Origin of the sequence: Labrenzia sp. PHM005 (assembly GCF_006517275.1) — a bacterium.
Lineage (GTDB): Bacteria > Pseudomonadota > Alphaproteobacteria > Rhizobiales > Stappiaceae > Roseibium.
Genome location: NZ_CP041191.1, coordinates 4,153,220 through 4,177,568, shown reverse-complemented (window position 1 = coordinate 4,177,568; position 24,349 = coordinate 4,153,220). Strand labels below are relative to the sequence as shown.

Here is a 24,349-nt window from a genome sequence, read left to right as displayed (position 1 = left end):
CGTCTGCCCCAGCGTTTCCGTGCGATGATTTTGGAGCCAGTGATCCAGCTGCGTTCCGAAACCGCCCAATCGGAACTGCGTGCCAACCGCAGTCCGGAAGCCCGGCTTGAAGAAGCATTGGGCCTGAGTGCGGCCATCAATCTTGATATTGCGCATTCTGGTGTTGTGAAGGTCAACAATCCCAAACCCGCAACTCTGTTTGGCGAAGGTAAGGTTTCCGAGTTGGCCGGCATTGTGGCCAGTGAGGACCTTGATTTGGTGGTCATCGACCACCCATTGTCACCGGTTCAACAGCGAAACCTGGAACGCCATCTGAAAACCAAAGTGATCGACAGGACCGGTTTGATTCTGGAGATTTTTGGTGACCGGGCCCGCACCAAAGAAGGCCGTTTGCAAGTCGATCTGGCGCATCTGAGCTGGCAGAAAAGCCGTCTGGTGCGCTCCTGGACCCACCTGGAACGTCAGCGCGGTGGCGCCGGCTTCATGGGTGGCCCAGGTGAAACGCAGATTGAGGCCGACCGCCGTCAGATCCAGGACCGGATCCTTGCCTTACAAAAACAGCTAGACAGTGTCCGCCGGACCCGCGAGCTGCACCGGAAAAAACGCAAGAAAATTCCACAGCCGGTTGTTGCCCTGGTAGGGTATACCAATGCAGGCAAATCGACCCTGTTTAACCGGCTGACGGAATCGGATGTGTTCGCAAAGGATCTCCTGTTTGCGACCCTGGATCCAACCTTGCGCAAGATTACCCTGCCGCACGGCCGAGAGATCATACTGTCAGACACTGTCGGGTTCATATCCGATTTGCCCACCCATTTGGTTGCAGCCTTCCGCGCGACGCTGGAAGAGGTGCTAGAGGCTGATTTGATCCTTCATGTACGCGATATCTCGCATCCGGATACGGAAGCGCAGGCGGAGGATGTTCAAAAAACTCTGGAAGATCTGGGAGTCGATGCGCAGACCGGAGCGCCAATCATCGAAGTCTGGAACAAGATCGATCTGCTCGACGAAGCATACCGGGATAAACTCTTGGCCGAGGAAGGCGGCGAGGGACCGGTGGCGCTCTCCGCTGTAACCGGCGCCGGAATTGAACAGCTGAGTGCACGTATTGATGCCTATATGGCCCGGCACGATGATATTTTGTCGGTCAAGCTACCTGTTGCTGAAGGGGCTTTGATTGCAAAGCTTTACCAAATGGCAGAAGTTTTAGAGCGAACGGACGGCGAAGAATTTGTCTCAGCTGAGGTTCGGGTCTCTGACAAGCAGCGCGGACCGTTCCGGGATGTTTATTCTGCATTTTTGACTGAATGAATTCGGCAGAAGCTGATCGTCGCGGGTGCAGACAAGAAAACGCTGGTTTTAATCCGTCAAAAGTGGGCAGCAATAAAGTTGCTGCAAAGTCATCAGCGGCAGGGCCTGATTAAGCAAAGCCAGTTTGCGCTTGTAGCCATCCTTCTGGGTAAGCGCGACCACCAGTGGTTTGCGGTATAAAATCCGTTTTTCGGCGACCAAACCGGTGAGACCCAATTCCTTGGCTGTGTGCAAGAGAACATTCGGATCGGTGACCGCAGCATCAATCCGGCCGGCAGCGAGGGTCCGGCTGAGTTCTCGTTCGTTTTCGTTGGCATCGGCCTGTTCTTGATGTTTTTCGAACAGCGCCTGCAAGTCCACAGGATAATCATAGGTGCGTACAAACCCGACTTTATAGCGTTTAAACAGATTTGACGCCGAACTCCATTCAAGCGGGTTTTGGTTCCGGATAACACCGATTTGCGACATGGCAACCGGTTTTGACGCGGCAAAACCTTCTTCAACCTCTTCCGGCCAGGCTGGAAAGTAGCCATCGAACTCAGGTCTTTTGGCAAGCAGTTTTGCTCGTGGCCAGGGCATATATTCAATATCCAGCTGGACGCCGACTATTTTGAGCGACCGCCGTAGGGCGGCAACGGCGATCCCACCATTCTCAATATTTGGACTTGAATAAGGTGGCCATGATCCGGAAGCAATTCGCCAGACTTCAGCACCTACCGACTGGCCGGTCAATGTCAGCAAAGTGACAGTGATTATCCAAAGAAGGCTATGTTTCATTCAACTTTCCGGTCCGTAATGCCTACCGTTTTCCCCGTCAATTTGCTGCATTGTGCTGTTCGATTAACTCATTCAAGAGGTGGCGCCGGGCTTTGAAGGCCGGTTGGTTTGGAATCGCTAAAACCAACGGCTTTTCAGTAATCAAACTGGGATTTGCTTCCAAATTGTCGAAGCCGAGTTCTTGAGCAAAATAGAGCATGACATTGGGGTCTGTAATCGCAAGGTCCATCCGTCCAGCTGCCATCTTGCGGGTAAGATCCCGCTCATTATCACAGCCAGCCTCCAGAGGTCTGTTCCGGTCTATCAGCGTTTGGATTTCCTTCGGATAGACATAAGTGCTGACATAGCCGACCCGGTATTTTTTAAAGAGATCTTTTAAAGAGCCCCATGAAACTGGTGTCTCTTTCATTTGGACGACGCCAACATAAGACATCACCAAGGGTTCAGATGCCAAGAAACCGGCTTTCACTTCTTCTGGCCATGCGGGGAAGTACCCGACGTAAGAACCAGAGCGCGCCAGCGCCTGAGCCCTTGGCCACGGCATATACTCGATTTGAAGGTCGATCCCGCCTGATTCAAGAACTTTGCGGAGCTCCGCAACGGCAATACCACCGCCTGGTAGATCCGGACTGGCATAGGGCGGCCACTCAAGCGCTGCGACACGCCAAGTTTCGGACTTTGTTGGGGCGATTTGTAGGGCCAAGGCGAGGAAGAGCCAGAGGAATTGGCGAAACAGAACCATTTTGCTCCAACTGTACAAATGGATAACGTTACGGAAGTGAGTGTGGCATTTTTACGCAGTTGGGAAAACCTGCCAAAATTACATTGGCCGAATTGTTGCCGGCATTTTTGCCTTTTTGACTAATTGCAATAAAAAGAAATAAAAAATTCAATGAGTTGTCGATAAGTTGGCGACGGATTATCTGACCCTTATTTCTTGTGGTGCGAGTGAAATTACTCGCGGTTGGTCGAGTTTTTGGCGGCCTGCCAGGCAGCCTCCATCTCTTCCAGACTCATCGCATCCAACGTCGTTCCATTCGTTTCGGCGGTTACTTCGATAGTAGCAAAACGCTTGCGGAACTTCCGGTTGGTCCGGCGCAAGGCTTCTTCCGGATCGATGTCCAGATGCCGGGCGAGGTTTGCCAGCGCAAACAGAGTGTCTCCGAGCTCATCAGAAATCCGGTCTTTATCCGGTGCAGACTTGGCAAGCTCTTCGTCCAGCTCATGTGTTTCTTCGCGGATTTTATCGAGGACAAGCCGGGCATCGTTCCAATCAAACCCCACCTTTGAGGCTCGGCGTTGCAGCTTGTCGGCTTCTTGAAGGGCTGGGAATGCCGTTGGGACATCATCCAGGAACCCCTTTTGGGTTTCGGTCAAACCGAGCGCTTGACGCTCTGCCAGTTTCTCGGCGCGTTCCTCCGCTTTGATCCGCTCCCAAATACCTTTGACATGATCCGCTTTTTCGCCGTTTTCATCGCCAAAGACATGCGGGTGCCGGCGGATCATCTTCTTGGTGATACCTTCAACGACGTCTTCAAAATTGAAGTGTTCATCCTCTTCCGCCATACGGGCGTGATAGACAACCTGCAGCAAGAGATCGCCGAGCTCTTCCCTTAGTTCCAGCATGTCCGACTTGGCAATCGCATCGGCGACTTCATACGCTTCTTCCAGCGTATAGGGAGCGATTGTCTCAAAACTCTGTTCTAGGTCCCAAGGGCAGCCTGTAACCGGTGTTCTAAGCGCGGCCATGATTTCGATCAGGCGGGAGATGTCGCGGCTGGGTTTCATGGTCTTGTTGGTCCTCGCCTTTACGTCGCTGCCGGCCGGATCCAGCAAATCGTACCCGTGTGCACCGGCTTTTAGCAGATTCACGATCGGGACGTCAGCGGGGATGAAACGGAAAAGAGTGCGCTAACGATGGGGCTACAAGCTGCCTGTCGTTAGTGCCGTCCCGGCCTTGAGCCGGGACCAAAAGTGTCCGTTGAACATATCCTGGTTTTATCCGGGATAGGCACAGGGAGTGCTGGCCCCGGCTCTGGGCCGGGGCGGCGTATTTTGCTTAGCCCCGTTGGGACGGATGCCAGAAGGTCACTGCGCGTTCCAGAAGCGCAACAATGCCGTAAAACAAAGACCCGGCGAGCGCTGCAACGGCAATTTCCGCCCAGACCATGTCGACATTCATCCGACCGACTTCCGTGGAAATCCTGAAGCCCATGCCAACGATCGGTGTGCCGAAGAACTCAGCAACGATCGCGCCGATCAAGGCCAGCGTGGAATTGATCTTCAGAGCATTGAAGATGAACGGCATGGCCATCGGCAGGCGCAGTTTGAATAGGGTTTGCCAGTAGTTCGAGGCATAGGTGCGCATCAGGTCCCGTTGCATCGAGTCAGAGGCTGCAAGGCCCGAGACCGTGTTCACCAGCATCGGGAAGAACGTCATGATGATCACGACAGCGGCTTTTGAGGGCCAGTCAAACCCGAACCACATGACCATGATTGGCGCGACACCAATGATCGGCAGTGCGGACACCAGATTGCCAATCGGCAAAAGTCCGCGGCGCAGGAACGGCACCCTGTCGACCCAAATGGCGATCAGGAAACCGGAGCCGCAGCCCAGCGCGTATCCAACCAACACGGCTTTCAGGAACGTCTGTTGAAAGTCGGCCCAAAGCGTCGGGACGGATGTGGTCAGGCGGACCCAGATTTCGGACGGGGCCGGTAGCAAAACCTTAGGCACACCCGCGCCGGTGACGATCAATTCCCAAAGCACCAGAATGGTGATGCCGAAGAGGGCCGGGATCAGCAGATTGATGATCCGGGTCGTGAGAGGAGAGTGGCTTTTCCAGATGGCGAGACGTTCCACGAACAGCCAGGATGCCGCCCAGGTGGCCGCCATGAGAGCCCAAAAGCCCAGCGCCGCTTCGCCAACATGATTGCTGGCGGCGCTTATCAGCAAGGATGCGGCTATGGCCGTTACAACGCCAAGCGCAATGTCGCCAATCCAATTGCGCGCAAAGCCGAGCTCATAACGCACGCCCAGAATGGCCAGCATAGCCAAGCAAAGCGCCAGCTGCGGAACTTCCATGATGCCAATGTCGGGCGAAAAGGCCGTGCTGAACAGACCGACGACCACCATCGCCACCACGAACCAGGCGAGCAGAGCCGGCATATCGAACCGGCGTCGTTTGATCGATTGCGTCGTCATCGGGCCATCCCCATGCGCTTGAGGGTGATTTTTTCAAGGCCGCCAATGAGCGCAACCAAAGAACCGGCAAGGAAAGCCGCCATCAAAAGTGCCGACCAGATCTGGACGGTTTGGCCGTAATAAGATCCGGCCAGCAGCCGGGCGCCGAGCCCAGCGACGGCACCTGTTGGCAACTCGCCGACGATGGCGCCGACAAGGGAGGCTGCCATGCCGATCTTCATCGACGTGAAGAGATAAGGCACCGCATAGGGCAAACGCAGCTTCCAGAAGGCCTGCCACCGGGTTGCGGAGTAGGTGTGCATCAGATCCATGTGAATGACTTCAGGAGAGCGCAGGCCTTTCACCATGCCGACGGTGACCGGGAAGAAAGACAGATATGTCGAGATGATCGCTTTGGGTAGGAGGCCGGATATGCCGACAGCATTCAGAACCACGATAATCATCGGGGCGATCGCCAGGATCGGAATGGTCTGCGAAGAAATCACCCAGGGCATTAGGGATTTGTCGAGCACACGGCTATGCACGATCCCGACAGCTAGCAAGATCCCGAGCAAAGTGCCGATCAGAAAGCCGAGCAGGGTGGTTGAAAGGGTGATGCCGGTATGAAACACCAAGGACCGCTTTGAGGTGATTTTCTTGAGGACCGTGGTTTTGTAGATTTCCTGAGCGACCTGATGCGGCGCCGGCAAAACCGGGCGCTCCTGTGCCAATGTATCTCCAACCAGTTCGGTGAACGGCACGTCGGCGCGGCTGGAGCGTTCATAAATCTCTTTTTGGAACGGGGTATTGAGCGCAACGGCCGCGATGTACCAGATGGCCAGAATGGCCAGGACAACCACCAGGACCGGTCCGACTGTGCCGGACATCAGTCCTGCGAAAGGATTGGTGGATCGGGGAGGTGCGAGGGCTGAATCTGTCATTTGTCCGCCTCCCTCAGTCTTCGTAGGAATGACCGGCCTTGAGGCCGTCGCGGACGCGGTGCGCGATCTTCAAGAACTCCGGCGTTTCCCGGATGTCCAGGGTCCGGTCCCGCGGCAGGTCACTTTCGATCACGTCATAGATCCGGCCCGGGCGCGGGCAGAGCACGACGATTTTCGTCGACAAGAACACGGCTTCCGGGATCGAATGGGTGACAAAAACAACCGTCTTGTTGGTCTTGGCCCATAGCTGAAGAAGTTGCTCGTTGAGATGGTCGCGCACGATCTCATCAAGCGCGCCGAACGGCTCATCCATCAACAGAAGGTCGGGCTCCACGGCAAGGGCGCGGGCGATGGATGCTCGCTGCTGCATCCCGCCGGACAGCTGCCAAGGGTATTTCTTTTCAAAGCCGGCAAGGTTCACCAGCTCCATATTCTTCTTGATCCGCTGCTGCTGTTCTTCGGCCGGAAGCCCCATGATTTCGAGCGGCAGGGCAACGTTCTTGGCAATAGTCCGCCAGGGATAAAGGGCTGCCGCTTGAAAGACATAGCCGTAAGAGCGGTCGAGCCGGGCTTGTTCTGGAGAAACGCCATTGACCGTGATGGATCCGGCAGTTGGCCGTTCGAGATCGGCGATGACCCGGAGCAAAGTTGTCTTGCCGCAGCCTGAGGGGCCAATGAAGGAGACAAAATCGCCCTCATCGATCTTGAGATCAATGTCTGACAGCGCATGCACTGGTCCATCATTGGTCTCGAACGTGAGCGAGAGATTATCAATATCGATCACCCGGTTCGCCTGTTCAGTCATGGCATCTTCCAGTCCATCTTCAATTTCAGCGGCAGTCAGCATTTTTCTTATTTCCAGTACCGGTCATTTCAACGGGAGTGCCGGGTATGATTTTGAGCTGCCGCGTAAACGACGCGGCAGCAAAGTTCAAAGGGGCCGATTAAACCCCACTTGCCGGGATGCCGGTGCGTTCGACCTTGCGCGGCGCGGTCAGTTCCTTCCAGGTGCTGAGCGCCTTGTTCACCGCCTGATACGGCTCGCGTTTAACAAACTCGCCATGGCCCTGTTTGTGGTTGACGGTGCCGTCTTCGACGGCGACACGGCCACGGGTGAGCGTATAGCGCGGCAGGCCTTTGACCTGTTTGCCTTCGAAGACATTGTAGTCGATCGCCGATTGCTGGCTGGACGCCGAGATTGTCTTTTCTTTCGCCGGATCCCAGACCACCAGATCGGCATCCGCTCCAACCAAAACAGCACCTTTTTTCGGATAGATATTCAGGATCTTTGCGATATTGGTTGACGTCACAGCGACGAATTCGTTTGGCGTCAGGCGGCCGGTACCAACACCATAGGTCCAGAGCATCGGCATGCGGTCTTCCAGGCCGCCGGTGCCATTCGGGATTTGGGTGAAATCGCCAACACCTGTGCGCTTTTGTTCTGTTGTGAAGGCGCAGTGGTCGGTGGCCACCACCTGCAGCGAACCGGACGCCAAACCAGCCCACAGGCTGTCCTGGTGTTTCTTGTCGCGGAACGGCGGGGACATCACCCGGCGGGCAGCATGATCCCAATCGGCATGTTTGTATTCGCTGTCATCCAGCGTCAGGTGCTGGATCAGCGGCTCACCGTATGCGCGGATACCGTTTTGGCGCGCCCGTCGAATGGCTTCATGGGCCTGTTCGGACGATGTGTGCACGATATAGACCGGAACTCCGGCCATGTCGGCGATCATGATGGCGCGGTTGGTGGCTTCGCCTTCCACTTCCGGCGGGCGGGAGTAGGCATGGGCTTCCGGTCCGTTGTTGCCTTCCGCGAGCAGTTTTTGCTGCAGCGTTGCGACCACATCACCGTTTTCTGCATGCACCAGCGGCAGGGCGCCAAGCTCGGCACAGCGCTGGAAGGAGGCGAACATTTCATCGTCGTTCACCATCAAGGCGCCTTTATAGGCCATGAAGTGCTTGAAGGTGTTGATGCCCTTCTCGCGGACGACGGTTTGCATTTCGTCAAACACCTGCTCGCCCCACCAGGTGATCGCCATGTGGAAGGAGTAGTCGCAATGCGCCATGGTGGACTTGTTGTCCCACATCTGCAGAGCTTCCATCAGGCCTTGGCCTGGAGACGGCAGGGCGAAGTCAACAACCATGGTCGTGCCGCCGGCAAGGGCTGCGCGGGTGCCGGAATCAAAGTTGTCGGACGAGAAGGTGCCCATGAACGGCATTTCAAGGTGGGTGTGCGGATCGATCCCGCCCGGCATGATGTAACACCCGGTCGCATCCAGCGTTTCATCGCCGGACAGGTTTGGGCCGATCTCGGTGATGACACCACCTTCGATCTTGACGTCCGCTTCGTAGGAAAGGTCAGCGGTGACGACGGTACCGCCTTTGATCACTTTGCTCGCCATTGTCGTTCCCCTTTTTGTCTGCCTCACCATCCGGATAGGCCTGTTTGTATAAGTCTCTATTGATTTCTTCAGATCTCTGCCTGGCACGTGATGACTGGAGCAGAAAGATCCGGATCTTTTTGGATCATGTTGATATTCAACCGCGCGCCTTCCGCACATGCCTTGCCAAAATCAATGTCGGCATCTGTGTATTCGGCATTGAAAGCGGGCTTGTCGGCGCGTGGGTAAGCGGCGATTTGTTCACACCACCCATCCTGATAACAGCGGTCGGTGATGGCAAAATCGAAATGCGGAAGCAGTGCGCCGGTCAGCTCTGGCGCGTTCTTTTGAGCAATCCTGAGGCCCAGGCCATGAGCAACATGCGCGAGCGTGGTCGCGTATTGGATCGCGTCCTTGGCTGAGAGCGCAAATCCGCTGTCTTTTTCATAGACATCCATGTTGTCCGGTTCGACGGCTGTGAATCCCTTAGCCTTGCAGGCCAAGAAGCGTTTGGTCATCAATGGCACGAGAACATCCAGGCGGCGAATGTCTAGATACTGTTCGCCAGAGTGGCCGTCCCGGTTTTTGCCGACAACGGATATTGGAAACGCGGCTTTGTCCGCAGATGTGACCGTCACAGTCCCGATGCTGACGTAACAAGCGGTCATAATGCCCTGGGTTTTCAAGACCTGCAGTTGCTCCGGCGTCACCAGGTCGGGATTGAGGGCCAGCATTTCGACATCGCGGTTGAGGTCCACCGGGCCGGAAAGCTGCCAATCCCACCGGTCGCCAACGTCCAAGGGGGAGGCTGATACCTGTGAAGAGGAAACGGCAGCCGCAAAACCCAGCGCGCAGACGCCTGTAAGAACCTGTTTCGTCAGGCTCCCAAAGACAGCGGCGACATTCGGTTTTGCAGATTTCACGCGTTCTTCTCCCAACCATAAAGGCTGTTGCTTTGAGGTCCCGGCTCAAGGCCGGGACGGCCTACTAGATTTTTCGCTGTCCCGGACTAGATCCGGGACCAGAATTGCCAACCTCTATTTCTACGCCGCCCCGGACTCGATCCGGGGCCAATACAGTTCCCTAAAACGGTATTTGATCACATATGTCTCGCCAACTTGGATTGACCTTGGAAATCAGCTCCTCCTTCCATTGGCGGCGCCACCGTTTCAACCGTCTTTCCTGATGCACTGCGTCCATCACTTCATCGAATACTTCGAAGTAGACCAGCGTCTTGATGTTGTATTTCTCCGTGTGACTTCCTGGTATGCCTGCAGCATGTTGCTCCACTCTATTACGCAAATTCCGCGCAGAACCGATATAGATTGCTCCATGTGGTTTGTTGGCGAGAATGTAGACGTAATGGACCATGTCCTTTTGTGTTTGAGGTCCCGGCTCAAGGCCGGGACGGCAGCAAGTTAAGTACGCAGTCCCGGCCTTGAGCCGGGACCAAACCCCGTATCACTCCACGATCTCCGCGGTCTCGACGACTGCGTGGAACAGAACATCCGCGCCGGCCTTAGCCCAGTCCTTGGAGATTTCTTCCGCCTCGTTGTGCGACAGGCCATCAACACAGGGACACATGATCATCGCGGTCGGAGCGACCTTGTTGATCCAACAGGCATCATGCCCAGCGCCGGAAATGATGTTGCGGTGGGAATATCCCAGACGTTCGGCAGCATTGCGCACAGCCGTTACGCAGTTTTCGTCAAAGGTCACCGGATCAAAACCGCCGACCTTTTCGAACTCGACGTCCAGACCCATATCATCGCAGATTTTCTTGGCGCCGATTTTCAGCCGCTCTTCCATGTCGGTGATAACCGCCAGATCGGGCGAGCGGAAGTCGATGGTGAAGACCACTTTGCCCGGGATGACGTTGCGCGAATTCGGGTAGACATCGATATGGCCGGCTGCACCAACAGCGTGCGGTTTGTGCGACCAGGCGATTTCATCCACCAGATCCAGAATACGCGCCATGCCAAGACCAGCATTCTTGCGCATCGGCATTGGTGTGGAACCGGTGTGGCTGTCTTTGCCGGTGACGGTCACTTGCGTCCAGGAGAGACCCTGGCCATGGGTGACGACGCCAATGTCCTTGCCTTCCGCTTCCAGGATTGGGCCCTGTTCGATGTGCAATTCGAACATTGCGTGCATTTTGTCTTTGCGGGCGCCAACTTCTTCGTCGCCAACCCAGCCGATGCGTTTCAGCTCATCACCGAATTTGAGGCCCTCGTGGTCTTCTTTTGCGTAGGCTTCTTCCAGCGTATGGATGCCGGCAAAAACGCCGGAAGCGAGCATGGCCGGGGCAAAGCGGGTGCCTTCCTCGTTGGTCCAGTTGGTGACCACGATCGGGTGCTTGGTTTTGATGCCCAGATCATTCATGGTGCGGACGACTTCCAAGCCGCCAAGGACACCGAGTACCCCATCGTATTTGCCGCCGGTCGGCTGGGTGTCGAGGTGAGAGCCAACGTAAACGGGCAGGGCGTCCGGGTCGGTGCCCGCACGGGTCATGAACATATTGCCCATGGTGTCGACTCCCATGGTCATGCCGGCATCTTCACACCATTTCTGGAACAGTTTGCGGCCTTCACCATCTTCATCGGTGACGGTCTGACGGTTGTTGCCGCCGGCAACGCCCGGGCCGATCTTGGCCATTTCCATCAGGCTGTCCCACAGCCGGTCTGCGTTGATCCTGAGGTTTTCGCCCGGAGCTGCCATGGTGGGTTTCTCCTATTTTAGTTCCACTTCGACGAAGGACATCGGTGTGTCTCCGCCGTTGATTACATTGTGTTCCACGCCTTCGGTGCGCCGGTAAGCTGTGCCTGCCGGAACTGTAACTGTCCGGTTTTCTCCGCCGGGCTCTTCCAAAAGCATCTCGCAATTCGTGATCGCAGTGATGACGTAGTCATATTCATGACGATGCCAGCCGGTCTCGGCACCCGGTTCAAAATCAAACCGGGTGACCCGGACGCGGTCGTCATCAACAAGCGTTTCACTCGTGGCGGCTTGCCGTGTCATAGCGGGCCTCCGATCAGTCGATTGCGTTTAGGACAGACCGCAAGGTGTCGAAGATCTCGTCGATCTGTTCCTTGGAGATGATCAGCGGGGGTGACAGCGCGATGATGTCCCCAGTGGTGCGGATCAACAGGCCATCGTCATAGGCCTTCAAGAAGGCAGAGAACGCGCGTTTGGTCGGCTCGCCTGCGATTGGCGTCAGTTCGATCGCACCAATGAGGCCCAGGTTGCGGATGTCGATGACATTCGGGCAATCTTTTAGCGAGTGCAGGCCGTCTTCCCAGTATTGAGCAAGATCCGCTGCGCGGGTCAAAAGACCTTCCTCGTCATAGGTGTCGAGGGTTGCCAGTGCGGCTGCGCAGGCCAGAGGATGCGCTGAATAGGTATACCCATGGAACAATTCGATCATGTGTTCCGGACCGGTCATGAACGCATCGTAGATGTTTGACGAGCAGAAGACTGCTCCCATCGGAACAACACCGGAGGTCAGACCTTTGGCGGTGGTTACGAGATCCGGCGTCACACCAAAATGATCGACTGCGAACGGCGAACCGAGGCGTCCGAAGCCGGTGATAACCTCGTCGAAGATAAGCAAAATGCCGTGCTCATCACAGATCGCCCGCAAACGCTCCAGATATCCCTTCGGCGGGATCAAGACACCAGTGGATCCGGCAACAGGTTCGACGATCACGGCTGCGATGGTGGAGGGATCATGCAGTTGGATGATGCGGATCAGATCTTCGACATACTCCGCACCGTTTTCCGGCATGCCGCGGGAGAACGCGTTGCGCTCCAAATCATGCGTGTGGCGCATGTGGTCGACACCAGTCAGCATGGTCCCGAAATGCTTGCGGTTGGCAACGATGCCGCCAACGGAAATGCCGCCAAAACCAACACCGTGGTAGCCGCGTTCACGACCGATTAGACGGGTCCGGGTGCCTTGACCAATGGTCCGCTGGTAGGCGAGGGCGATCTTGAGGGCCGTGTCGACGCTTTCAGAGCCAGAGTTGGTGAAGAATACATGATCCAGCGGCGTCGGCATCATGGCAGCCAGGCGGGCGGCCAGTTCAAACGCCTTCGGGTGCCCCATTTGGAATGCGGGCGCATAGTCCAGCTCGGCAATCTGCTTTTGAACGGCCTCAACGACTTTCGGCCGGGAGTGACCGGCGTTACAGCACCAAAGCCCTGCCGTGCCATCCAGCACTTGGCGGCCATCGGCGGTGGTGTAGTGCATGTCTTTTGCCCCAACGAACAACCGCGGCGCCTGTTTGAACTGGCGGTTGGCAGTGAAGGGCATCCAGAACGCTTCAAGATTATTGGTCGCAGCTTGGCTCGATGCTGCTGATGCCGATGACGACATGCGTCCTCCTCGCGGCCCTTTAAAAATTGGCGTGGGCCGACTGTTGGTTGTTTCAATGGAGGAGAGTAAGGCATAGGTCAGGCTCCCGCGCCAAGCAGGAAATTGCCTGAAATGCCGGGTCCTCTCCCCCTGGCTGTTCCAAATGCATCCCGCGCGGGCTTTTGCCTCTTTTGCCGGAAGCTATGTCCTCTGTCGGCCGATTGGCCTTGCCGTTATCCGGCCATTGTTTTGCAATGGTCTGGCTGATTCTGATCCCGTCTGCCCCATTGCGGCGCTGATGCGGATCGTCTAGCCTTCTGACCATCTGGTCAATTTCAGCCTATGGCGGATTTGACCAAATGGTCAAGATGCAAATTCAGCCGGTATGACTAATTTCTGATCATGTCCGTTGAAGGTGCATTTAAATGGCGACGGACGGCGCTGTTCTTTAGGTTCGCAAACCTATTGGAATGGCAGGGAAAAGGCCCGGAGGGGGCCGAGAGTGGGGTACTTATATGGCCGATGTGGGTGGGCAGGCGCCTGCGAATTCTAGGTCCGGCGGCATGAGCCGGATTCAGGAGAAAAACCGGACCCTGATTCTGGATGCCGCCTTACAGGAGTTTTCCAAATTCGGATATTCCGGCGCGACGGTGGAGCGCATTGCAGCAGAAGCGGGCATGTCGAAATCCAATCTGCTCTATTATTTTTCATCCAAGGAAGCGATTTATACGGCAGCTCTTGCTCATATTCTGGATGTCTGGCTGGCGCCCCTGAAAACGCTCGATCCGGAGGGAGATCCGGCCCAGGAGCTGTCTGAGTACATCCGGCAGAAGATTGAAATCTCTGCAAGCTTCCCCGAAGCCTCCCGGCTTTTTGCCAATGAAGTGATGCAAGGGGCCCCACAGATCCTGCCGATCCTGGAAACCGATCTGAAGCGCCTGGTCTCTGAAAAGGCCAAGGTGATCGAGAGCTGGATCGACGCCGGAAAAATCAACGAGATCAGCGCTGTTCATCTGATATTTGCCATTTGGGCAACGACCCAGCATTACGCAGACTTTTCCGTTCAGGTCCGCGCATTGACCGGTAAAGATTTGAGCGATGAAGACTTTAAACTGGAAACCGAACGCGCGGTGACGCAACAGATTCTGGCCAGCATTGGCCTTTCGATGCCTGAAGAGTCTCCGGAAGACGCATGAACGACGAACCGGTTGGCCCAGCTCAATCCTCGCGAATTCCGGTAACCGGAAACCTCTACATCCTGCGCGATGACTTAAGTGAGGACTTTATCCGGGCGTCCGGACCGGGTGGTCAAAACGTCAACAAGGTATCAACTGCGGTTCAGCTGCGCTTTAACCTGCGCGCCAATCAGACGCTGCCCCAGGAAGTGAAATCCCGTGCGGCCAAGATTGCTGGTAGCCGGCTGACCCAATATGGCGAGATCATTCTGCAAGCCGACCGCCACCGCACCCGTGAGCGGAACCGTGAAGATGCCCTGAACCGCCTGATCGATCTGCTGAAACGGGCAACGGAAAAACCAAAACCGCGCAAGGCGACCAAACCGACCCTTGGGTCTAAGCGGCGGCGACTGGATGCCAAAAAACAACGCGGCCAAGTGAAAAAACTGCGCGGCCGCTCCTCCGGATTTGACGACTAAATTTTTGGTTCTGTCGCCTCGGCAAGACTTCGGACGCCGGCGCCAAGGTCACAGAGCCAATCAATCCAAGGCCTTGCCCATTCGGCCCGCCAGATCCTGGATAAATTGAAAAGCGACACGGCCCGACCGGCTGCCGCGGGTTGTCGCCCATTCCAGAGCCTCAGCACGCAACTTACCGTCTTCCAGCTTCAAGCCGTAGTGGTCCGCATACCCGCGAACCATGTCCAGATAGTCGTCCTGGCTACATTTATGGAAACCAAGCCACAGGCCGAACCGGTCTGATAGAGAGACTTTTTCTTCAACTGCCTCAGACGGATTGATCGCAGTCGAGCGTTCATTTTCCATCATGTCGCGTGGCAGCAGATGCCGGCGGTTGGAGGTGGCGTAGAAGATAACGTTGTCCGGCCGGCCTTCGATGCCCCCCTCAAGTACGGCTTTCAGGGATTTGTAAGAGGTGTCGTCGTGATCGAAGCTGAGATCATCGCAGAAGACGATAAACCGGTAGGGCGCTGATTTGATCTCAGCCATCAGTTTGGGCAGCGATTCGATGTCTTCCCGGTGAATTTCAATCAGTTTCAGCGTGTTGGATTCAAGTTCTGTATTCACTGCTGCTTGCGCGGCTTTCACCAGCGAGGATTTGCCCATGCCGCGTGCACCCCACAACAGCGCGTTATTGGCCGGAAGCCCTCTGGCAAACCTGCGGGTGTTGTCGAGCAAGAGGTCGCGGACATGAGAGACGGCGCACAGCAGTGTGATATCGACCCGGTTCACTTTAGCGACAGGATTGAGTTCGCCGGGTGAGGGGTGCCAGACAAAAGCATCGGCCAAGTCAAAATCCGTTGGTGCCGGAACAGCAGGCACAGCCCGGCCAATCAGTTCGATCAAGGAATCGAGTTTCTTGTTTAATGCGGCAATGTCGCTCGGCGCGCTCATTCGTCTTGCAACCTCAGTCAAAAAGGCCCACCTGAGGGCCGGAAGCGATGTGGCGGGAGCAGTATCATGAAGGGCTGTCAACGCAAATGGCAGTTATTCCCATTCCGGTACGCAGCAAATTGCCGGTTATGCTTGAAATGAGGCGCGCCAACGTTATAGTCCGCGCCACCAGAATTGAGCGTTTTGCCAAGGGCCGGAAAAAAGGCCTGGGCTTAAGCGAAACGCCCCTTAGGAGAGTTGAATGTTGATCACCCCAGCCTATGCGCAAGGTGCCGGAGCCGCCGGACCTGATTTCCTCATGTCCCTGCTGCCGTTCGTGGCTATCTTCGCGATCATGTATTTCCTGATCATCCGGCCGCAGCGCCAGCGCATGAAGCAACATCAGGAAATGGTTGCCAATCTGCGCCGCGGTGACACGATCGTCACGACTGGTGGACTGATCGGCAAGGTCGCCAAGGTTGTCGATGACGGCGAACTGCAGGTGGAACTTTCTGAAGGCGTGAAGGTTCGTGTCGTTCGGTCCATGGTTCAGGAAGTCCGGTCCAAAACCGAACCGGCCAAAGAAGGCGCTTAAGGCGCACATTGCTGAGACCAGTTTTGATGGGCCGGAAGTGTTTCGGCCCGTCCGCTTTTAAGGCTTGACCATGCTCTATTTCGCACGCTGGAAAATTGCGCTCATCGTCCTCGTGGTTGTCGCGGGATTTGTGACGACGTTGCCCAACTTCTTTTCCGCAAAAACCATCGAAAGCTGGCCGGACTTCCTGCCGAAGAACCAGATGGTCCTCGGGCTTGACCTCCAGGGCGGGGCTTACCTGCTCTATGAGATCGACCAGAAGGATTACATTCAAAAGCGCATGAAAGCGCTTGTCAGCGACATGCGGGGATCGCTGCGCGAAAGCCCAAGGATCGGCTACACCGGTCTTGGGGTGCAGGGCGAAGCCGCCCAGGTCCGCATTCGTGATCTGACACGCCTGGCTGAAGCAGAAGAACGCCTGCAGCCGCTGGTCAATCCGTTGGTCTCCAACATCTTTGCCGGTCAGCCGGTGAATGAGTTTGAGATTACGGTCACTGACGATGGCCTCGTCCGCTTCACCTACTCTGAGCAAGGCCTTGCTGACCGGATGACCAACATCGTCCAGCAGTCGATCGAAGTCATCCGCCGCCGCGTCGATGAACTGGGCACGACGGAGCCGAACATTCAACGTCAGGGCACAGACCGGATCCTGGTGGAAGCTCCGGGTGAAGATGACCCGGAACGGCTCAAGGATCTTGTGGGTCAGACAGCACAATTGACGTTCCACATGGTCGACACTTCCATGTCCGGCGATCAGGCGCTGCAAAGCCGTCCGCCGGTTGGCACTGTCGTCATGATGTCGGTGGATGATCCGCCGCTGCCATATCTCTTGGAAGAAGCACCGCTTTTGTCTGGTGAAGATCTGGTGGATGCGCAGGTCAGCTTCGACCAGCGTAACAATGAGCCGGTTGTCAATTTCCGTTTCAACACCTCCGGTGCCCGGAAATTCTCAACAGTTACCCAGCAAAATGTTGGCCGTCCGTTTGCGATCGTACTCGACGAGGAAGTCATTTCCGCACCTGTTATCCGCGAGCCGATTACAGGCGGCGCGGGTCAGATTTCCGGCAACTTCACCGTTGATGGGGCAAACGACCTTGCTGTCTTGCTTCGTGCCGGTGCCTTGCCGGCCAAGCTGACGGTCATCGAAGAACGGTCCATTGGTCCGGGTCTTGGTGCCGATTCCATTGAATCCGGCAAGATGGCCTCCATCATCGCTGGTGTCCTGGTGATTGTGTTCATGATCCTGGCCTACGGACGGTTCGGCGTCATTGCGGATATCGCACTTGTTGGGAATATGTTCCTGATTTTTGGAGCCCTAACGTTCCTGCAAGCCACGCTCACCTTGCCGGGCATCGCCGGTATCGTTTTGACCATCGGTATGGCGGTGGACGCCAACGTGCTGATCTTTGAACGTATCCGCGAAGAAGCGCGGGCAGGACGGTCGGCCATTTCTGCGATTGATGCGGGCTACAAGCGGGCGCTTGGCACCATCTTGGACGCCAACATCACCACGCTGATTGCCGCCGTTATCCTGTTCCAGCTTGGATCCGGACCGGTTCGCGGCTTCGCCGTGACCCTGGCGATCGGGATTTTCACCACCGTTTTCTCAGCCTTCACGTTCAGCCGGCTTTTGGTCGCCCTCTGGGTGCGCTTCCGCCGTCCGTCCGTCTTGCCGATTTGATCCGGGAGTAAAGACCAATGTTGCTGAGACTTGTTCCGGACAACACGAAATTCAAATTCATGTGGCTGCGGAAAATCAGTTTTCCGCTGTCTATCCTGCTGGTGGTTGCTTCACTTGCGGGGTTCTTCACCGTCGGCCTGAATTTCGGCATCGATTTTAAAGGTGGCACGATCATCGAGATCAAGACCGATGGCCCGGCCGATATCGGTGCGATCCGCTCCGAATTGTCGAGCCTCAACTTGGGCGATGTTCAGGTGCAGGAGTTTGGTGCGCCAGACGACATCCTGATCCGGGTTGAAGAACAGCCAGGCGGTGAACTTGCCCAGCAATCGGTTGTCGGCAAGGTGCGGACCATCTTTGCCGATGACAATGTTGACTTCCGCCGTGTTGAAGTGGTCGGTCCACGCGTTTCCGGCGAGCTGGCCCAGGCTGGCGCGATCGCGGTGATCGCATCGCTTTTGGCGATCATGTTCTACATCTGGTTCCGCTTCGAATGGCACTTTGCCGTTGGGGCGATCCTGACCACGGCCAACGACGTGGTGGTCACTGTCGGCCTGTTTGTGCTGTTGCAGCTGGACTTCTCCTTGTCGAGTATCGCGGCCGTCCTGACGATTATCGGGTATTCGCTCAACGATACCGTGGTTGTCTATGACCGGATCCGTGAGAACCTCAGGAAATACAAGAAGAAGCCACTGACCGAGCTGCTGGATCTTTCGATCAACGAAACCCTGTCGCGGACGACCATGACCTCTGTCACCACCTTGCTGGCCTTGATCGCGCTTTATGCGTTTGGCGGTGAAGTGATCCAGTCGTTCACATTGGCGATGATCTTCGGCATCGTGATTGGCACCTATTCGTCGATCTTCCTTGCAGCTCCGTTCCTAATCCTGTTGAACCTTCGGTCCGATGCTCTGGCACCGAAAGATGAAGACGGTGAAAAGGGCGAAGGGTCGGAAGCGGCGGTCTGACCGTGAAGGGACTTGAAATTCGCGATGCCCATTTCCCGGGGCGGGCCCCTCTGGACGCTTACGGCGACGGCGGGTTCCGCTTTGCGGAAATGTCGCATCGCGGCTCTCTTTTGTGCGTGCCAAGCGGCATCTACGGTTGGAACTTGAACAAACCGTCCGAATTCAACCACGAAGCCTTTGAAAAGGTTTTGGAAGAACGTGCTGATATCGAAGTACTTCTGGTTGGAACCGGTCTGGACCTCCTGCCGCTCCCGGCGGATTTGAAAGCCATGTTCCGCGAAGCCGGGATTTTGGCCGATCCCATGTCCACTGGCGCTGCGGTGCGCACCTACAATGTTCTACTCTCCGAAGAACGGGCAGTCGCGGCAGCGCTGCTCGCTGTGGACTAACCTTCCTCAAAAGCCATATAGGCGGACATGGACAAGGACTTCGATCACGCCGTAGAGGTCGTGCGCCAGTATGACAAGGACCGCTACTTAAGCGCCTTGCTGGCTCCTGAGGCACACCGGCCCGGCCTGATGGCACTTTATGCCTTCAATGTGGAAATAGCCCGTGTCCGGGAAAGCGTGTCGGAGCCGTTGCCCGGCGAAGTCCGCCTGCAATGGTGGCGCGATCTCCTGGAAGGAACGGAACACGGTGCCGTTGCCTCCAATCCGATTGCGAATGCACTTCTTCAAACCATTGAGAGCTACAAGCTGCCAAAACATGGCTTGATTGCTATGACCGAGGCGCGGATCTTTGACCTCTATAATGATCCCATGCCGAGCCTCAATGACCTGGAAGGTTATACCGGTGAAACGGTTTCAGGTCTGATCCAGTTGGCCTGCTATGTCTTGAACTCCGGCGAGGACCCCAAAGTTGCGACCGCTGCGGGGCACGCGGGCGTTGCCTATGGCATGACGGGACTTCTGCGTGCTTTGCCGTGGCACGCGACACGGCAACAACTCTATCTGCCGAAGGATCTCCTGAAGCGCCATGGCGTGGATCCGCAGACCATCTTCAAGGGCCAAATGACAGCAGAACTCGGCGCGGCCTTGACGGAAATGCGCGGTCATATCCGTCATCATCTCGAGCGCGTCCGGCAAGCGGTGGACGACGTTCCGAAACCTTGCCGGAACGCCTTTTTGCCGCTGGCCCTGGTTGAACCGTTCTTGAAGAAGATGGAAACACCAGGATTTGATCCACTCAAACAGACAGTGGAACTTTCACAGCTTCGCCGACAGTGGATTTTGTGGCGCACCAGAAACAAATCTTTGTCCGCTATTTAGATATTAAGACCGTCCCTTTAAGAGTGAGCCATGGTTGAGCTTACCGACTACCAAACCGTTTGGGCGGAACAGTACCAAGATGAAGCTGCTAGGATTTCCCAGGTTCTGGGACCGAACCTGGTTGCGATCCATCACATCGGCAGCACCGCGGTGCCGGGCCTGGTGGCCAAACCGATTATTGATCTGATGGGTGAAGTCAATTCGCTGGAAGCCTCCGATGCCATGAACCGCGAAATGCAGTTTCTCGGGTATGAGGTGATGGACGCCTATGGCATCCCAGGCCGGCGCTACTATCGGAAATTCAATTCAGAGCGGCGTAGAACCCACCACCTTCATGTGTTTTTGTCAGGTTCCGATCATGTCACACGGCATCTGGCTTTCCGGGACTATCTGATTGCGCATGCGGAGGCCGCGAAAGCCTATGCGGATCTGAAACTCCGGCTGGTAACTATCGATGACGGTGACTGGGACAGTTACCTGATTGGCAAAGAGAAGTTCATCAAAGACACCGAACGCATGGCGCTGGAGTGGTCCGCAAGAATGGGAGCTTGAGGCTCCCCACCATGGCTTGCGAATGAAAATTTCGGGTCTCGTTCAATGCCTGCTGCGGCGAAGGTATTGACTGACCCGCGATTTTCAATCGAGCCTGAAAGTGATGTCCCGGAAGTCTGTAATGACTGGACAATCCGGTGTCTTATCACCTGGGGAGGCGTAGCCGATCGCGATCACGTCACTTCCCGCATTTAGCCCGGCTTGAATTCCGGCAGGCGCGTCTTCAAAGACCAAACAATCCTTCGCATTAGTACCGAGTTTTTCTGCGGCTAATAAGTAGCCTGTAGGATCAGGCTTTCCATTTTCGATGTTTTCAGCGGTCACGAGTACTTCGGGAATGGGAATTCCTGCGGCTGTTAACCGTCGAATTGCGAGTTTATGTCCGGCAGATGTTACGATGGCCCAACGCATTGACGGCAATCGGTTCAAAAGATCTATAGCACCGGGAATTGCAACTACCCCTCGGACTTCGGCTATTTCAGCAGATTCGATTTTTGCTGCCTCGGTCTCGCAATCCATACCAGGTTTCGCGAATTCACGAACGACATCAATTGTCCGCCGGCCATGTGAAACTGCGAGTAATGCAGGAGGGTCGATTGAGTTGGCCTCAGCCCAATCCGTCAAGACTCTTTCAACGGCTACACGGGAGTCCAATAGCGTTCCATCCATATCGAAAAGAACAGCCGAATAAGCTCGATCCAATTGCAACATTTTCGTCCCTGTAAGAATTGATTCCGAAATGGAATATGCGTGACCACGTCTTTTCTACTAATTACTCAGCAGCCTCGCGCACTGCGCCGATGCGGGTTTGCCAATCTTTGAAATCAGCCTTGGCCCGCTCTGTCATGGCGAGCTTCTTAGCTTTGGTTTTTTCCTTGCCCTTGATACGCCTGCCATCGGCGTCCTTAGTCGGTGCTTCAACCGGAGGGAATAGGCCGAAATTGACGTTCATTGGCTGGAAGGAGCGCGGTTTGCCGGCACCGTCATCGCGGCTGATGTGACCCTGGGTGATATGACCAAGCAGAGCGCCCATGGCGGTGGTTTCCGGCGGCGTGATAATGTCTTGCCCCTTGAGTTCCATGACCGCGAACAGCCCAGCCATGCAGCCGACACTGGCCGATTCCACGTAGCCTTCGCAGCCGGTGATCTGCCCGGCAAAGCGCAGGCGCGGATCGGCTTTTAGACGGAGCGACCCGTCAAGGACTTTCGGCGAATTCAAGAAGGTGTTGCGGTGCAGTCCGCCGAGGCGGGCAAATTGTGCATTTTCCAGGCCCGGGATCATCTTGAAAATGTCGCCTTGGGCGCCGTACTTCAGCTTCGTCTGGAAACCGACCATGTTGTAGAGCGTACCCAGCGCATTGTCCTGGCGCAGCTGAACCACTGCATAGGGTTTGACGTCCGGATTGTGCGCGTTGGTCAGACCCATCGGTTTCATAGGGCCATGGCGCAGGGTTTCGCGGCCGCGGGAGGCCATCACCTCGATCGGCAAACAGCCATCGAAATACGGCGTGTTTTCTTCCCATTCTTTGAAATCGGTCGACTCGCCTTCCAGAAGAGCGTCGATAAAGGCCTCGTATTGCTCCTTATCCATCGGGCAGTTGAGATAGTCCTTACCGGTGCCGCCCGGTCCGACCTTATCATAGCGGGACTGGAACCAGGCCTTGTCGAGGTCGATGGACTCAAAGTGGACGATCGGCGCGATGGCATCAAAAAACGCCAGGGCATCCTCACCGCTTTTAGCAAGAACTGCTTCGGAGAGTGCCGGAGACGTAAGCGGGCCCGTGGCGATGATGACCTTCTCCCAGTCTTCCGGCGGCAGACCGGCAACTTCTTCGCGGGAAATGGTGATCCTCGGATGGTCTTCCAATGCCTTTGTGACGGCATCAGAGAAACCGTGCCGGTCGACGGCGAGCGCACTTCCGGCCGGAACTTGATGAGCATCTGCGGACGCCATGATCAAGGAGCCGAGCTGGCGGAGCTCATGGTGGATCAGTCCGACCGCGTTTTGCTCAGAATCGTCGGAGCGGAACGAATTGGAGCAGACAAGCTCGGCCAAGCCATCGGTCTGATGGGCGTCGGTTTTCCGGACCGGACGCATTTCATGCAGCACGACATCAAAACCGGCTTCAGCGATTTGCCAGGCAGCTTCGGAACCTGCAAGGCCGCCGCCAATGACATGGAGGGGGGACATGGTCACATCCTTCGGGAGTTTGGCCGTATCCAACGCGATTTGGCGATTGAATTCCTGTCGGCCCATCTTTGATCCCTAGATACTGGTTTCCGCCGGTTGCCGCAATCCACGATCTTCAGGTTACACTACGTCACCAGAAGTGAGTCGTTTTGCCATTGGGGGGATAATGGGGACGGAACAATTGGGTCGGCGCCTATTTGCACTGATAGGGCTGCTAGTGCTCGGCGGATGCGCGGGGCAAGCAACATCAGACGCCCGTGGTTGGTATGGCAATCAGGATGGTGTGGCACCCAAAAGTGCCAAAGTTTACATCTGCCATGGTTTCGGCTGCACCTATAAAACCCCAATAAATTACTCCCGCAAGGACCTGAACAGGATCCGCAGCATTCTTGCGTCCGGCAAGTCATCCCCCGCAGCTGAACGGAAAGCGATTGGAAAAGCGGTGCAGTGGCAGGAAAGACGGGTTGCGGCCCAAGTCGGCTCGCAGAACGATGTCGGCGGGTTTGATGCGGAAAACTCCAGAAAACCGGGACAGATGGACTGCATCGACGAGAGCACCAACACCACGTCGCTTTTGTTAATTGCAGAAAAGAATGGGTTTTTGAAACACCATAAGGTCAGTTCACCGGTCGCGCGCGGCTTTCTGCTGGATGGACGGTATCCGCATGCTACAGCAACCGTCACGGAGAAAAAAACTGGGACCGCGTACGCCATTGACTCCTGGGTCCGCGCAAATGGCGCAAAGCCGGATATCATGCCGTTGGCGAAATGGATGGAAGAGGGCAGCCGTCTAGGAAGCTGAAAAGAAAAAACGCCTGCCGGTGGGAGGAGGATCCGGCAAGCGTTTTTTTAAAGCTCTGCGTTTAAGGCGCAGAGAATAACGGCCATTGGCTGGGAGGAGGATGCCTTTGGCCGTTAAGGGGTATTATTTAATAGCTTCGCGGGCGAAACGTGCGATCTCGGTGCGGGCGATGCCCAGATCGTCCAACTCGCGGTTGGTCAGGTTGGACAGCTCGTCGTAGGTCCGGCGGTAGCTTTTCCAGTTGTTGAATTTCCGTACGATATCGATCATGGCTCTGGCCTTTATATCTCATGGCCATGGCACCGCGGATCGGCGTCTGGCCCGTTCATCTCGTTACAGGCAGGGATATAGGCGTCTTGTGCGATGCGAGGTAGAGGGGAAAACGCGATGCAGATATGCAAAAAATGCAAGTTTATGAAGGGTTAACGTTGCGTGCGGGGCAGCATTACACGGCACGCGGGAAACGATCACGACCGGTGGGCAAAAGTATGCGGCTGTATCGGTAATGCCGGTTGACCGGCAATATCAATCCTTGCAATCGCAAACGGCAGACTGACACGGTTCTGCATCCGGCTGCATTCTCTTGAAGAACTGCAAAAAACGAAAAAAGGCCTCAGGAGTTATCCTGAAGCCGTTGCAACACTGAATTCAATTCAGAAGGATAGTTTTTGGGACACCAAACGAACAAACGCCTGCCAGCGGGAGGAGGTGCTGGCAGGCGTTGTTTCGACGTGACAGGGCTGGGAGGAGGATGCCCTGCGTGTCACACGTCCGTTGG

Annotated in this window: 26 protein-coding genes; 10 read left to right on the top strand and 16 right to left on the bottom strand. The window is 55.9% G+C overall.

The genetic code is table 11. The annotated features are described in order from the left end of the window. Positions 1–24 precede the first annotated feature (24 nt). Positions 25–1,311: a GTPase HflX gene (gene hflX / locus FJ695_RS18875; RefSeq protein ID WP_141188813.1), complete on the top strand. Its 1,287-nt coding sequence runs from the start codon at positions 25–27 to the stop codon at positions 1,309–1,311. A 48-nt stretch (positions 1,312–1,359) separates the two neighbouring features. Here the strand turns inward: hflX and FJ695_RS18870 are convergent, their stop codons facing one another. The 12 genes from FJ695_RS18870 to FJ695_RS18815 form a co-directional block, all read right to left on the bottom strand. Further along, the gene (locus FJ695_RS18870) at positions 1,360–2,088 is read right to left on the bottom strand and encodes an ABC transporter substrate-binding protein (protein WP_141186882.1); all 729 of its coding nucleotides are present in this window, start codon (positions 2,086–2,088) and stop codon (positions 1,360–1,362) included. Between the two features lie 37 nt (positions 2,089–2,125). After that, complete coding sequence (locus FJ695_RS18865; RefSeq protein WP_141186881.1) at positions 2,126–2,830, bottom strand: ABC transporter substrate-binding protein; 705 nt, start codon at positions 2,828–2,830, stop codon at positions 2,126–2,128. 212 nt (positions 2,831–3,042) lie between these two features. Next, positions 3,043–3,876: a nucleoside triphosphate pyrophosphohydrolase gene (gene mazG / locus FJ695_RS18860; RefSeq protein ID WP_141188812.1), complete on the bottom strand. Its 834-nt coding sequence runs from the start codon at positions 3,874–3,876 to the stop codon at positions 3,043–3,045. A 271-nt stretch (positions 3,877–4,147) separates the two neighbouring features. Next, complete coding sequence (locus FJ695_RS18855; protein WP_141186880.1) at positions 4,148–5,293, bottom strand: ABC transporter permease; 1,146 nt, start codon at positions 5,291–5,293, stop codon at positions 4,148–4,150. Then, positions 5,290–6,213 carry an ABC transporter permease gene (locus FJ695_RS18850; protein WP_141186879.1) on the bottom strand — a complete coding sequence of 308 codons (924 nt, stop codon included), beginning with the start codon at positions 6,211–6,213 and terminating at the stop codon, positions 5,290–5,292. The genes FJ695_RS18855 and FJ695_RS18850 overlap by 4 nt, the downstream gene beginning before the upstream one ends. A 13-nt stretch (positions 6,214–6,226) precedes the next feature. Next, on the bottom strand, positions 6,227–7,018 hold the full coding sequence (locus tag FJ695_RS18845) for an ABC transporter ATP-binding protein (protein ID WP_141188811.1): 792 nt from the start codon (positions 7,016–7,018) through the stop codon (positions 6,227–6,229). 139 nt (positions 7,019–7,157) lie between these two features. Beyond that, a complete protein-coding gene (hydA, locus tag FJ695_RS18840) occupies positions 7,158–8,615 on the bottom strand; it encodes a dihydropyrimidinase (RefSeq protein WP_141186878.1) in 1,458 nt (485 codons plus the stop codon). A 68-nt stretch (positions 8,616–8,683) separates the two neighbouring features. Then, positions 8,684–9,517 (bottom strand): endo alpha-1,4 polygalactosaminidase, encoded by an 834-nt coding sequence (locus tag FJ695_RS18835; RefSeq protein WP_168206422.1) that lies wholly within the window; start codon positions 9,515–9,517, stop codon positions 8,684–8,686. A gap of 160 nt (positions 9,518–9,677) precedes the next feature. Then, positions 9,678–9,965: a GIY-YIG nuclease family protein gene (locus tag FJ695_RS28505; RefSeq protein WP_141186876.1), complete on the bottom strand. Its 288-nt coding sequence runs from the start codon at positions 9,963–9,965 to the stop codon at positions 9,678–9,680. A gap of 90 nt (positions 9,966–10,055) precedes the next feature. Continuing rightward, positions 10,056–11,312 (bottom strand): Zn-dependent hydrolase, encoded by a 1,257-nt coding sequence (locus tag FJ695_RS18825; RefSeq protein WP_141186875.1) that lies wholly within the window; start codon positions 11,310–11,312, stop codon positions 10,056–10,058. Positions 11,313–11,324: 12 nt separating this feature from the next. Then, positions 11,325–11,612: a cupin domain-containing protein gene (locus tag FJ695_RS18820; RefSeq protein WP_141186874.1), complete on the bottom strand. Its 288-nt coding sequence runs from the start codon at positions 11,610–11,612 to the stop codon at positions 11,325–11,327. Between the two features lie 13 nt (positions 11,613–11,625). After that, a complete protein-coding gene (locus tag FJ695_RS18815) occupies positions 11,626–12,969 on the bottom strand; it encodes an aspartate aminotransferase family protein (protein ID WP_141186873.1) in 1,344 nt (447 codons plus the stop codon). A 542-nt stretch (positions 12,970–13,511) separates the two neighbouring features. Between FJ695_RS18815 and FJ695_RS18810 the strand changes: the two genes are divergently transcribed. Beyond that, positions 13,512–14,144: a TetR family transcriptional regulator C-terminal domain-containing protein gene (locus FJ695_RS18810; RefSeq protein WP_141188810.1), complete on the top strand. Its 633-nt coding sequence runs from the start codon at positions 13,512–13,514 to the stop codon at positions 14,142–14,144. After that, positions 14,141–14,602, top strand: coding sequence for an alternative ribosome rescue aminoacyl-tRNA hydrolase ArfB (gene arfB / locus FJ695_RS18805; protein ID WP_141186872.1), 462 nt, complete (start codon positions 14,141–14,143; stop codon positions 14,600–14,602). The genes FJ695_RS18810 and arfB overlap by 4 nt, the downstream gene beginning before the upstream one ends. Before the next feature lie 60 nt (positions 14,603–14,662). Here the strand turns inward: arfB and FJ695_RS18800 are convergent, their stop codons facing one another. Beyond that, positions 14,663–15,535: an ATP-binding protein gene (locus FJ695_RS18800; RefSeq protein WP_141186871.1), complete on the bottom strand. Its 873-nt coding sequence runs from the start codon at positions 15,533–15,535 to the stop codon at positions 14,663–14,665. A 241-nt stretch (positions 15,536–15,776) separates the two neighbouring features. Between FJ695_RS18800 and yajC the strand changes: the two genes are divergently transcribed. The 6 genes from yajC to FJ695_RS18770 all read left to right on the top strand — a co-directional run bounded on the left by yajC (position 15,777) and on the right by FJ695_RS18770 (position 20,578). After that, the gene (yajC, locus tag FJ695_RS18795; protein WP_141186870.1) at positions 15,777–16,109 is read left to right on the top strand and encodes a preprotein translocase subunit YajC; all 333 of its coding nucleotides are present in this window, start codon (positions 15,777–15,779) and stop codon (positions 16,107–16,109) included. Between the two features lie 70 nt (positions 16,110–16,179). Further along, positions 16,180–17,790: a protein translocase subunit SecD gene (gene secD / locus FJ695_RS28330; RefSeq protein WP_141186869.1), complete on the top strand. Its 1,611-nt coding sequence runs from the start codon at positions 16,180–16,182 to the stop codon at positions 17,788–17,790. Positions 17,791–17,807: 17 nt separating this feature from the next. Further along, positions 17,808–18,758, top strand: a complete 951-nt coding sequence (secF, locus tag FJ695_RS28325; protein ID WP_141186868.1) for a protein translocase subunit SecF — start codon at positions 17,808–17,810, stop codon at positions 18,756–18,758. A gap of 2 nt (positions 18,759–18,760) precedes the next feature. Then, positions 18,761–19,147, top strand: coding sequence for an Mth938-like domain-containing protein (locus FJ695_RS18780; protein ID WP_141186867.1), 387 nt, complete (start codon positions 18,761–18,763; stop codon positions 19,145–19,147). Positions 19,148–19,174: 27 nt separating this feature from the next. After that, entirely contained in the window at positions 19,175–20,026 is an 852-nt protein-coding gene (locus FJ695_RS18775) for a phytoene/squalene synthase family protein (protein ID WP_141186866.1), read from the top strand. Between the two features lie 30 nt (positions 20,027–20,056). After that, on the top strand, positions 20,057–20,578 hold the full coding sequence (locus FJ695_RS18770) for a GrpB family protein (protein ID WP_141186865.1): 522 nt from the start codon (positions 20,057–20,059) through the stop codon (positions 20,576–20,578). 84 nt (positions 20,579–20,662) lie between these two features. On the opposite strand, the gene FJ695_RS18765 is transcribed toward FJ695_RS18770, so the two are convergent. Both FJ695_RS18765 and trmFO read right to left on the bottom strand, forming a co-directional pair. Next, entirely contained in the window at positions 20,663–21,289 is a 627-nt protein-coding gene (locus FJ695_RS18765; RefSeq protein WP_141186864.1) for an HAD-IA family hydrolase, read from the bottom strand. A gap of 61 nt (positions 21,290–21,350) precedes the next feature. Further along, positions 21,351–22,769 (bottom strand): methylenetetrahydrofolate--tRNA-(uracil(54)-C(5))-methyltransferase (FADH(2)-oxidizing) TrmFO, encoded by a 1,419-nt coding sequence (gene trmFO, locus FJ695_RS18760; protein WP_141188809.1) that lies wholly within the window; start codon positions 22,767–22,769, stop codon positions 21,351–21,353. 166 nt (positions 22,770–22,935) lie between these two features. Between trmFO and FJ695_RS18755 the strand changes: the two genes are divergently transcribed. Beyond that, complete coding sequence (locus FJ695_RS18755; protein ID WP_141186863.1) at positions 22,936–23,571, top strand: hypothetical protein; 636 nt, start codon at positions 22,936–22,938, stop codon at positions 23,569–23,571. Positions 23,572–23,694: 123 nt separating this feature from the next. Here the strand turns inward: FJ695_RS18755 and FJ695_RS18750 are convergent, their stop codons facing one another. Further along, positions 23,695–23,841: a DUF1127 domain-containing protein gene (locus FJ695_RS18750; RefSeq protein ID WP_247653682.1), complete on the bottom strand. Its 147-nt coding sequence runs from the start codon at positions 23,839–23,841 to the stop codon at positions 23,695–23,697. Between the last annotated feature and the right edge of the window lie 508 nt (positions 23,842–24,349).

Coding starts and splice junctions, on each gene's coding strand:
- FJ695_RS18800 (WP_141186871.1), bottom strand. CDS start 15,535: ATGAGCGCGCCGAGCGACATTGCCGCATTAAACAAGAAACTCGATTCC.
- secD (WP_141186869.1), top strand. CDS start 16,180: ATGCTCTATTTCGCACGCTGGAAAATTGCGCTCATCGTCCTCGTGGTT.
- FJ695_RS18865 (WP_141186881.1), bottom strand. CDS start 2,830: ATGGTTCTGTTTCGCCAATTCCTCTGGCTCTTCCTCGCCTTGGCCCTA.
- FJ695_RS18750 (WP_247653682.1), bottom strand. CDS start 23,841: ATGATCGATATCGTACGGAAATTCAACAACTGGAAAAGCTACCGCCGG.
- FJ695_RS18825 (WP_141186875.1), bottom strand. CDS start 11,312: ATGGCAGCTCCGGGCGAAAACCTCAGGATCAACGCAGACCGGCTGTGG.
- FJ695_RS18850 (WP_141186879.1), bottom strand. CDS start 6,213: ATGACAGATTCAGCCCTCGCACCTCCCCGATCCACCAATCCTTTCGCA.
- FJ695_RS28505 (WP_141186876.1), bottom strand. CDS start 9,965: ATGGTCCATTACGTCTACATTCTCGCCAACAAACCACATGGAGCAATC.
- FJ695_RS18775 (WP_141186866.1), top strand. CDS start 19,175: ATGGACAAGGACTTCGATCACGCCGTAGAGGTCGTGCGCCAGTATGAC.
- FJ695_RS18770 (WP_141186865.1), top strand. CDS start 20,057: ATGGTTGAGCTTACCGACTACCAAACCGTTTGGGCGGAACAGTACCAA.
- hflX (WP_141188813.1), top strand. CDS start 25: ATGATTTTGGAGCCAGTGATCCAGCTGCGTTCCGAAACCGCCCAATCG.
- FJ695_RS18765 (WP_141186864.1), bottom strand. CDS start 21,289: ATGTTGCAATTGGATCGAGCTTATTCGGCTGTTCTTTTCGATATGGAT.
- FJ695_RS18755 (WP_141186863.1), top strand. CDS start 22,936: ATGGGGACGGAACAATTGGGTCGGCGCCTATTTGCACTGATAGGGCTG.
- FJ695_RS18845 (WP_141188811.1), bottom strand. CDS start 7,018: ATGACTGAACAGGCGAACCGGGTGATCGATATTGATAATCTCTCGCTC.
- FJ695_RS18870 (WP_141186882.1), bottom strand. CDS start 2,088: ATGAAACATAGCCTTCTTTGGATAATCACTGTCACTTTGCTGACATTG.
- trmFO (WP_141188809.1), bottom strand. CDS start 22,769: ATGTCCCCCCTCCATGTCATTGGCGGCGGCCTTGCAGGTTCCGAAGCT.
- hydA (WP_141186878.1), bottom strand. CDS start 8,615: ATGGCGAGCAAAGTGATCAAAGGCGGTACCGTCGTCACCGCTGACCTT.
- yajC (WP_141186870.1), top strand. CDS start 15,777: ATGTTGATCACCCCAGCCTATGCGCAAGGTGCCGGAGCCGCCGGACCT.
- secF (WP_141186868.1), top strand. CDS start 17,808: ATGTTGCTGAGACTTGTTCCGGACAACACGAAATTCAAATTCATGTGG.
- FJ695_RS18810 (WP_141188810.1), top strand. CDS start 13,512: ATGAGCCGGATTCAGGAGAAAAACCGGACCCTGATTCTGGATGCCGCC.
- arfB (WP_141186872.1), top strand. CDS start 14,141: ATGAACGACGAACCGGTTGGCCCAGCTCAATCCTCGCGAATTCCGGTA.
- FJ695_RS18820 (WP_141186874.1), bottom strand. CDS start 11,612: ATGACACGGCAAGCCGCCACGAGTGAAACGCTTGTTGATGACGACCGC.
- FJ695_RS18815 (WP_141186873.1), bottom strand. CDS start 12,969: ATGTCGTCATCGGCATCAGCAGCATCGAGCCAAGCTGCGACCAATAAT.
- mazG (WP_141188812.1), bottom strand. CDS start 3,876: ATGAAACCCAGCCGCGACATCTCCCGCCTGATCGAAATCATGGCCGCG.
- FJ695_RS18855 (WP_141186880.1), bottom strand. CDS start 5,293: ATGACGACGCAATCGATCAAACGACGCCGGTTCGATATGCCGGCTCTG.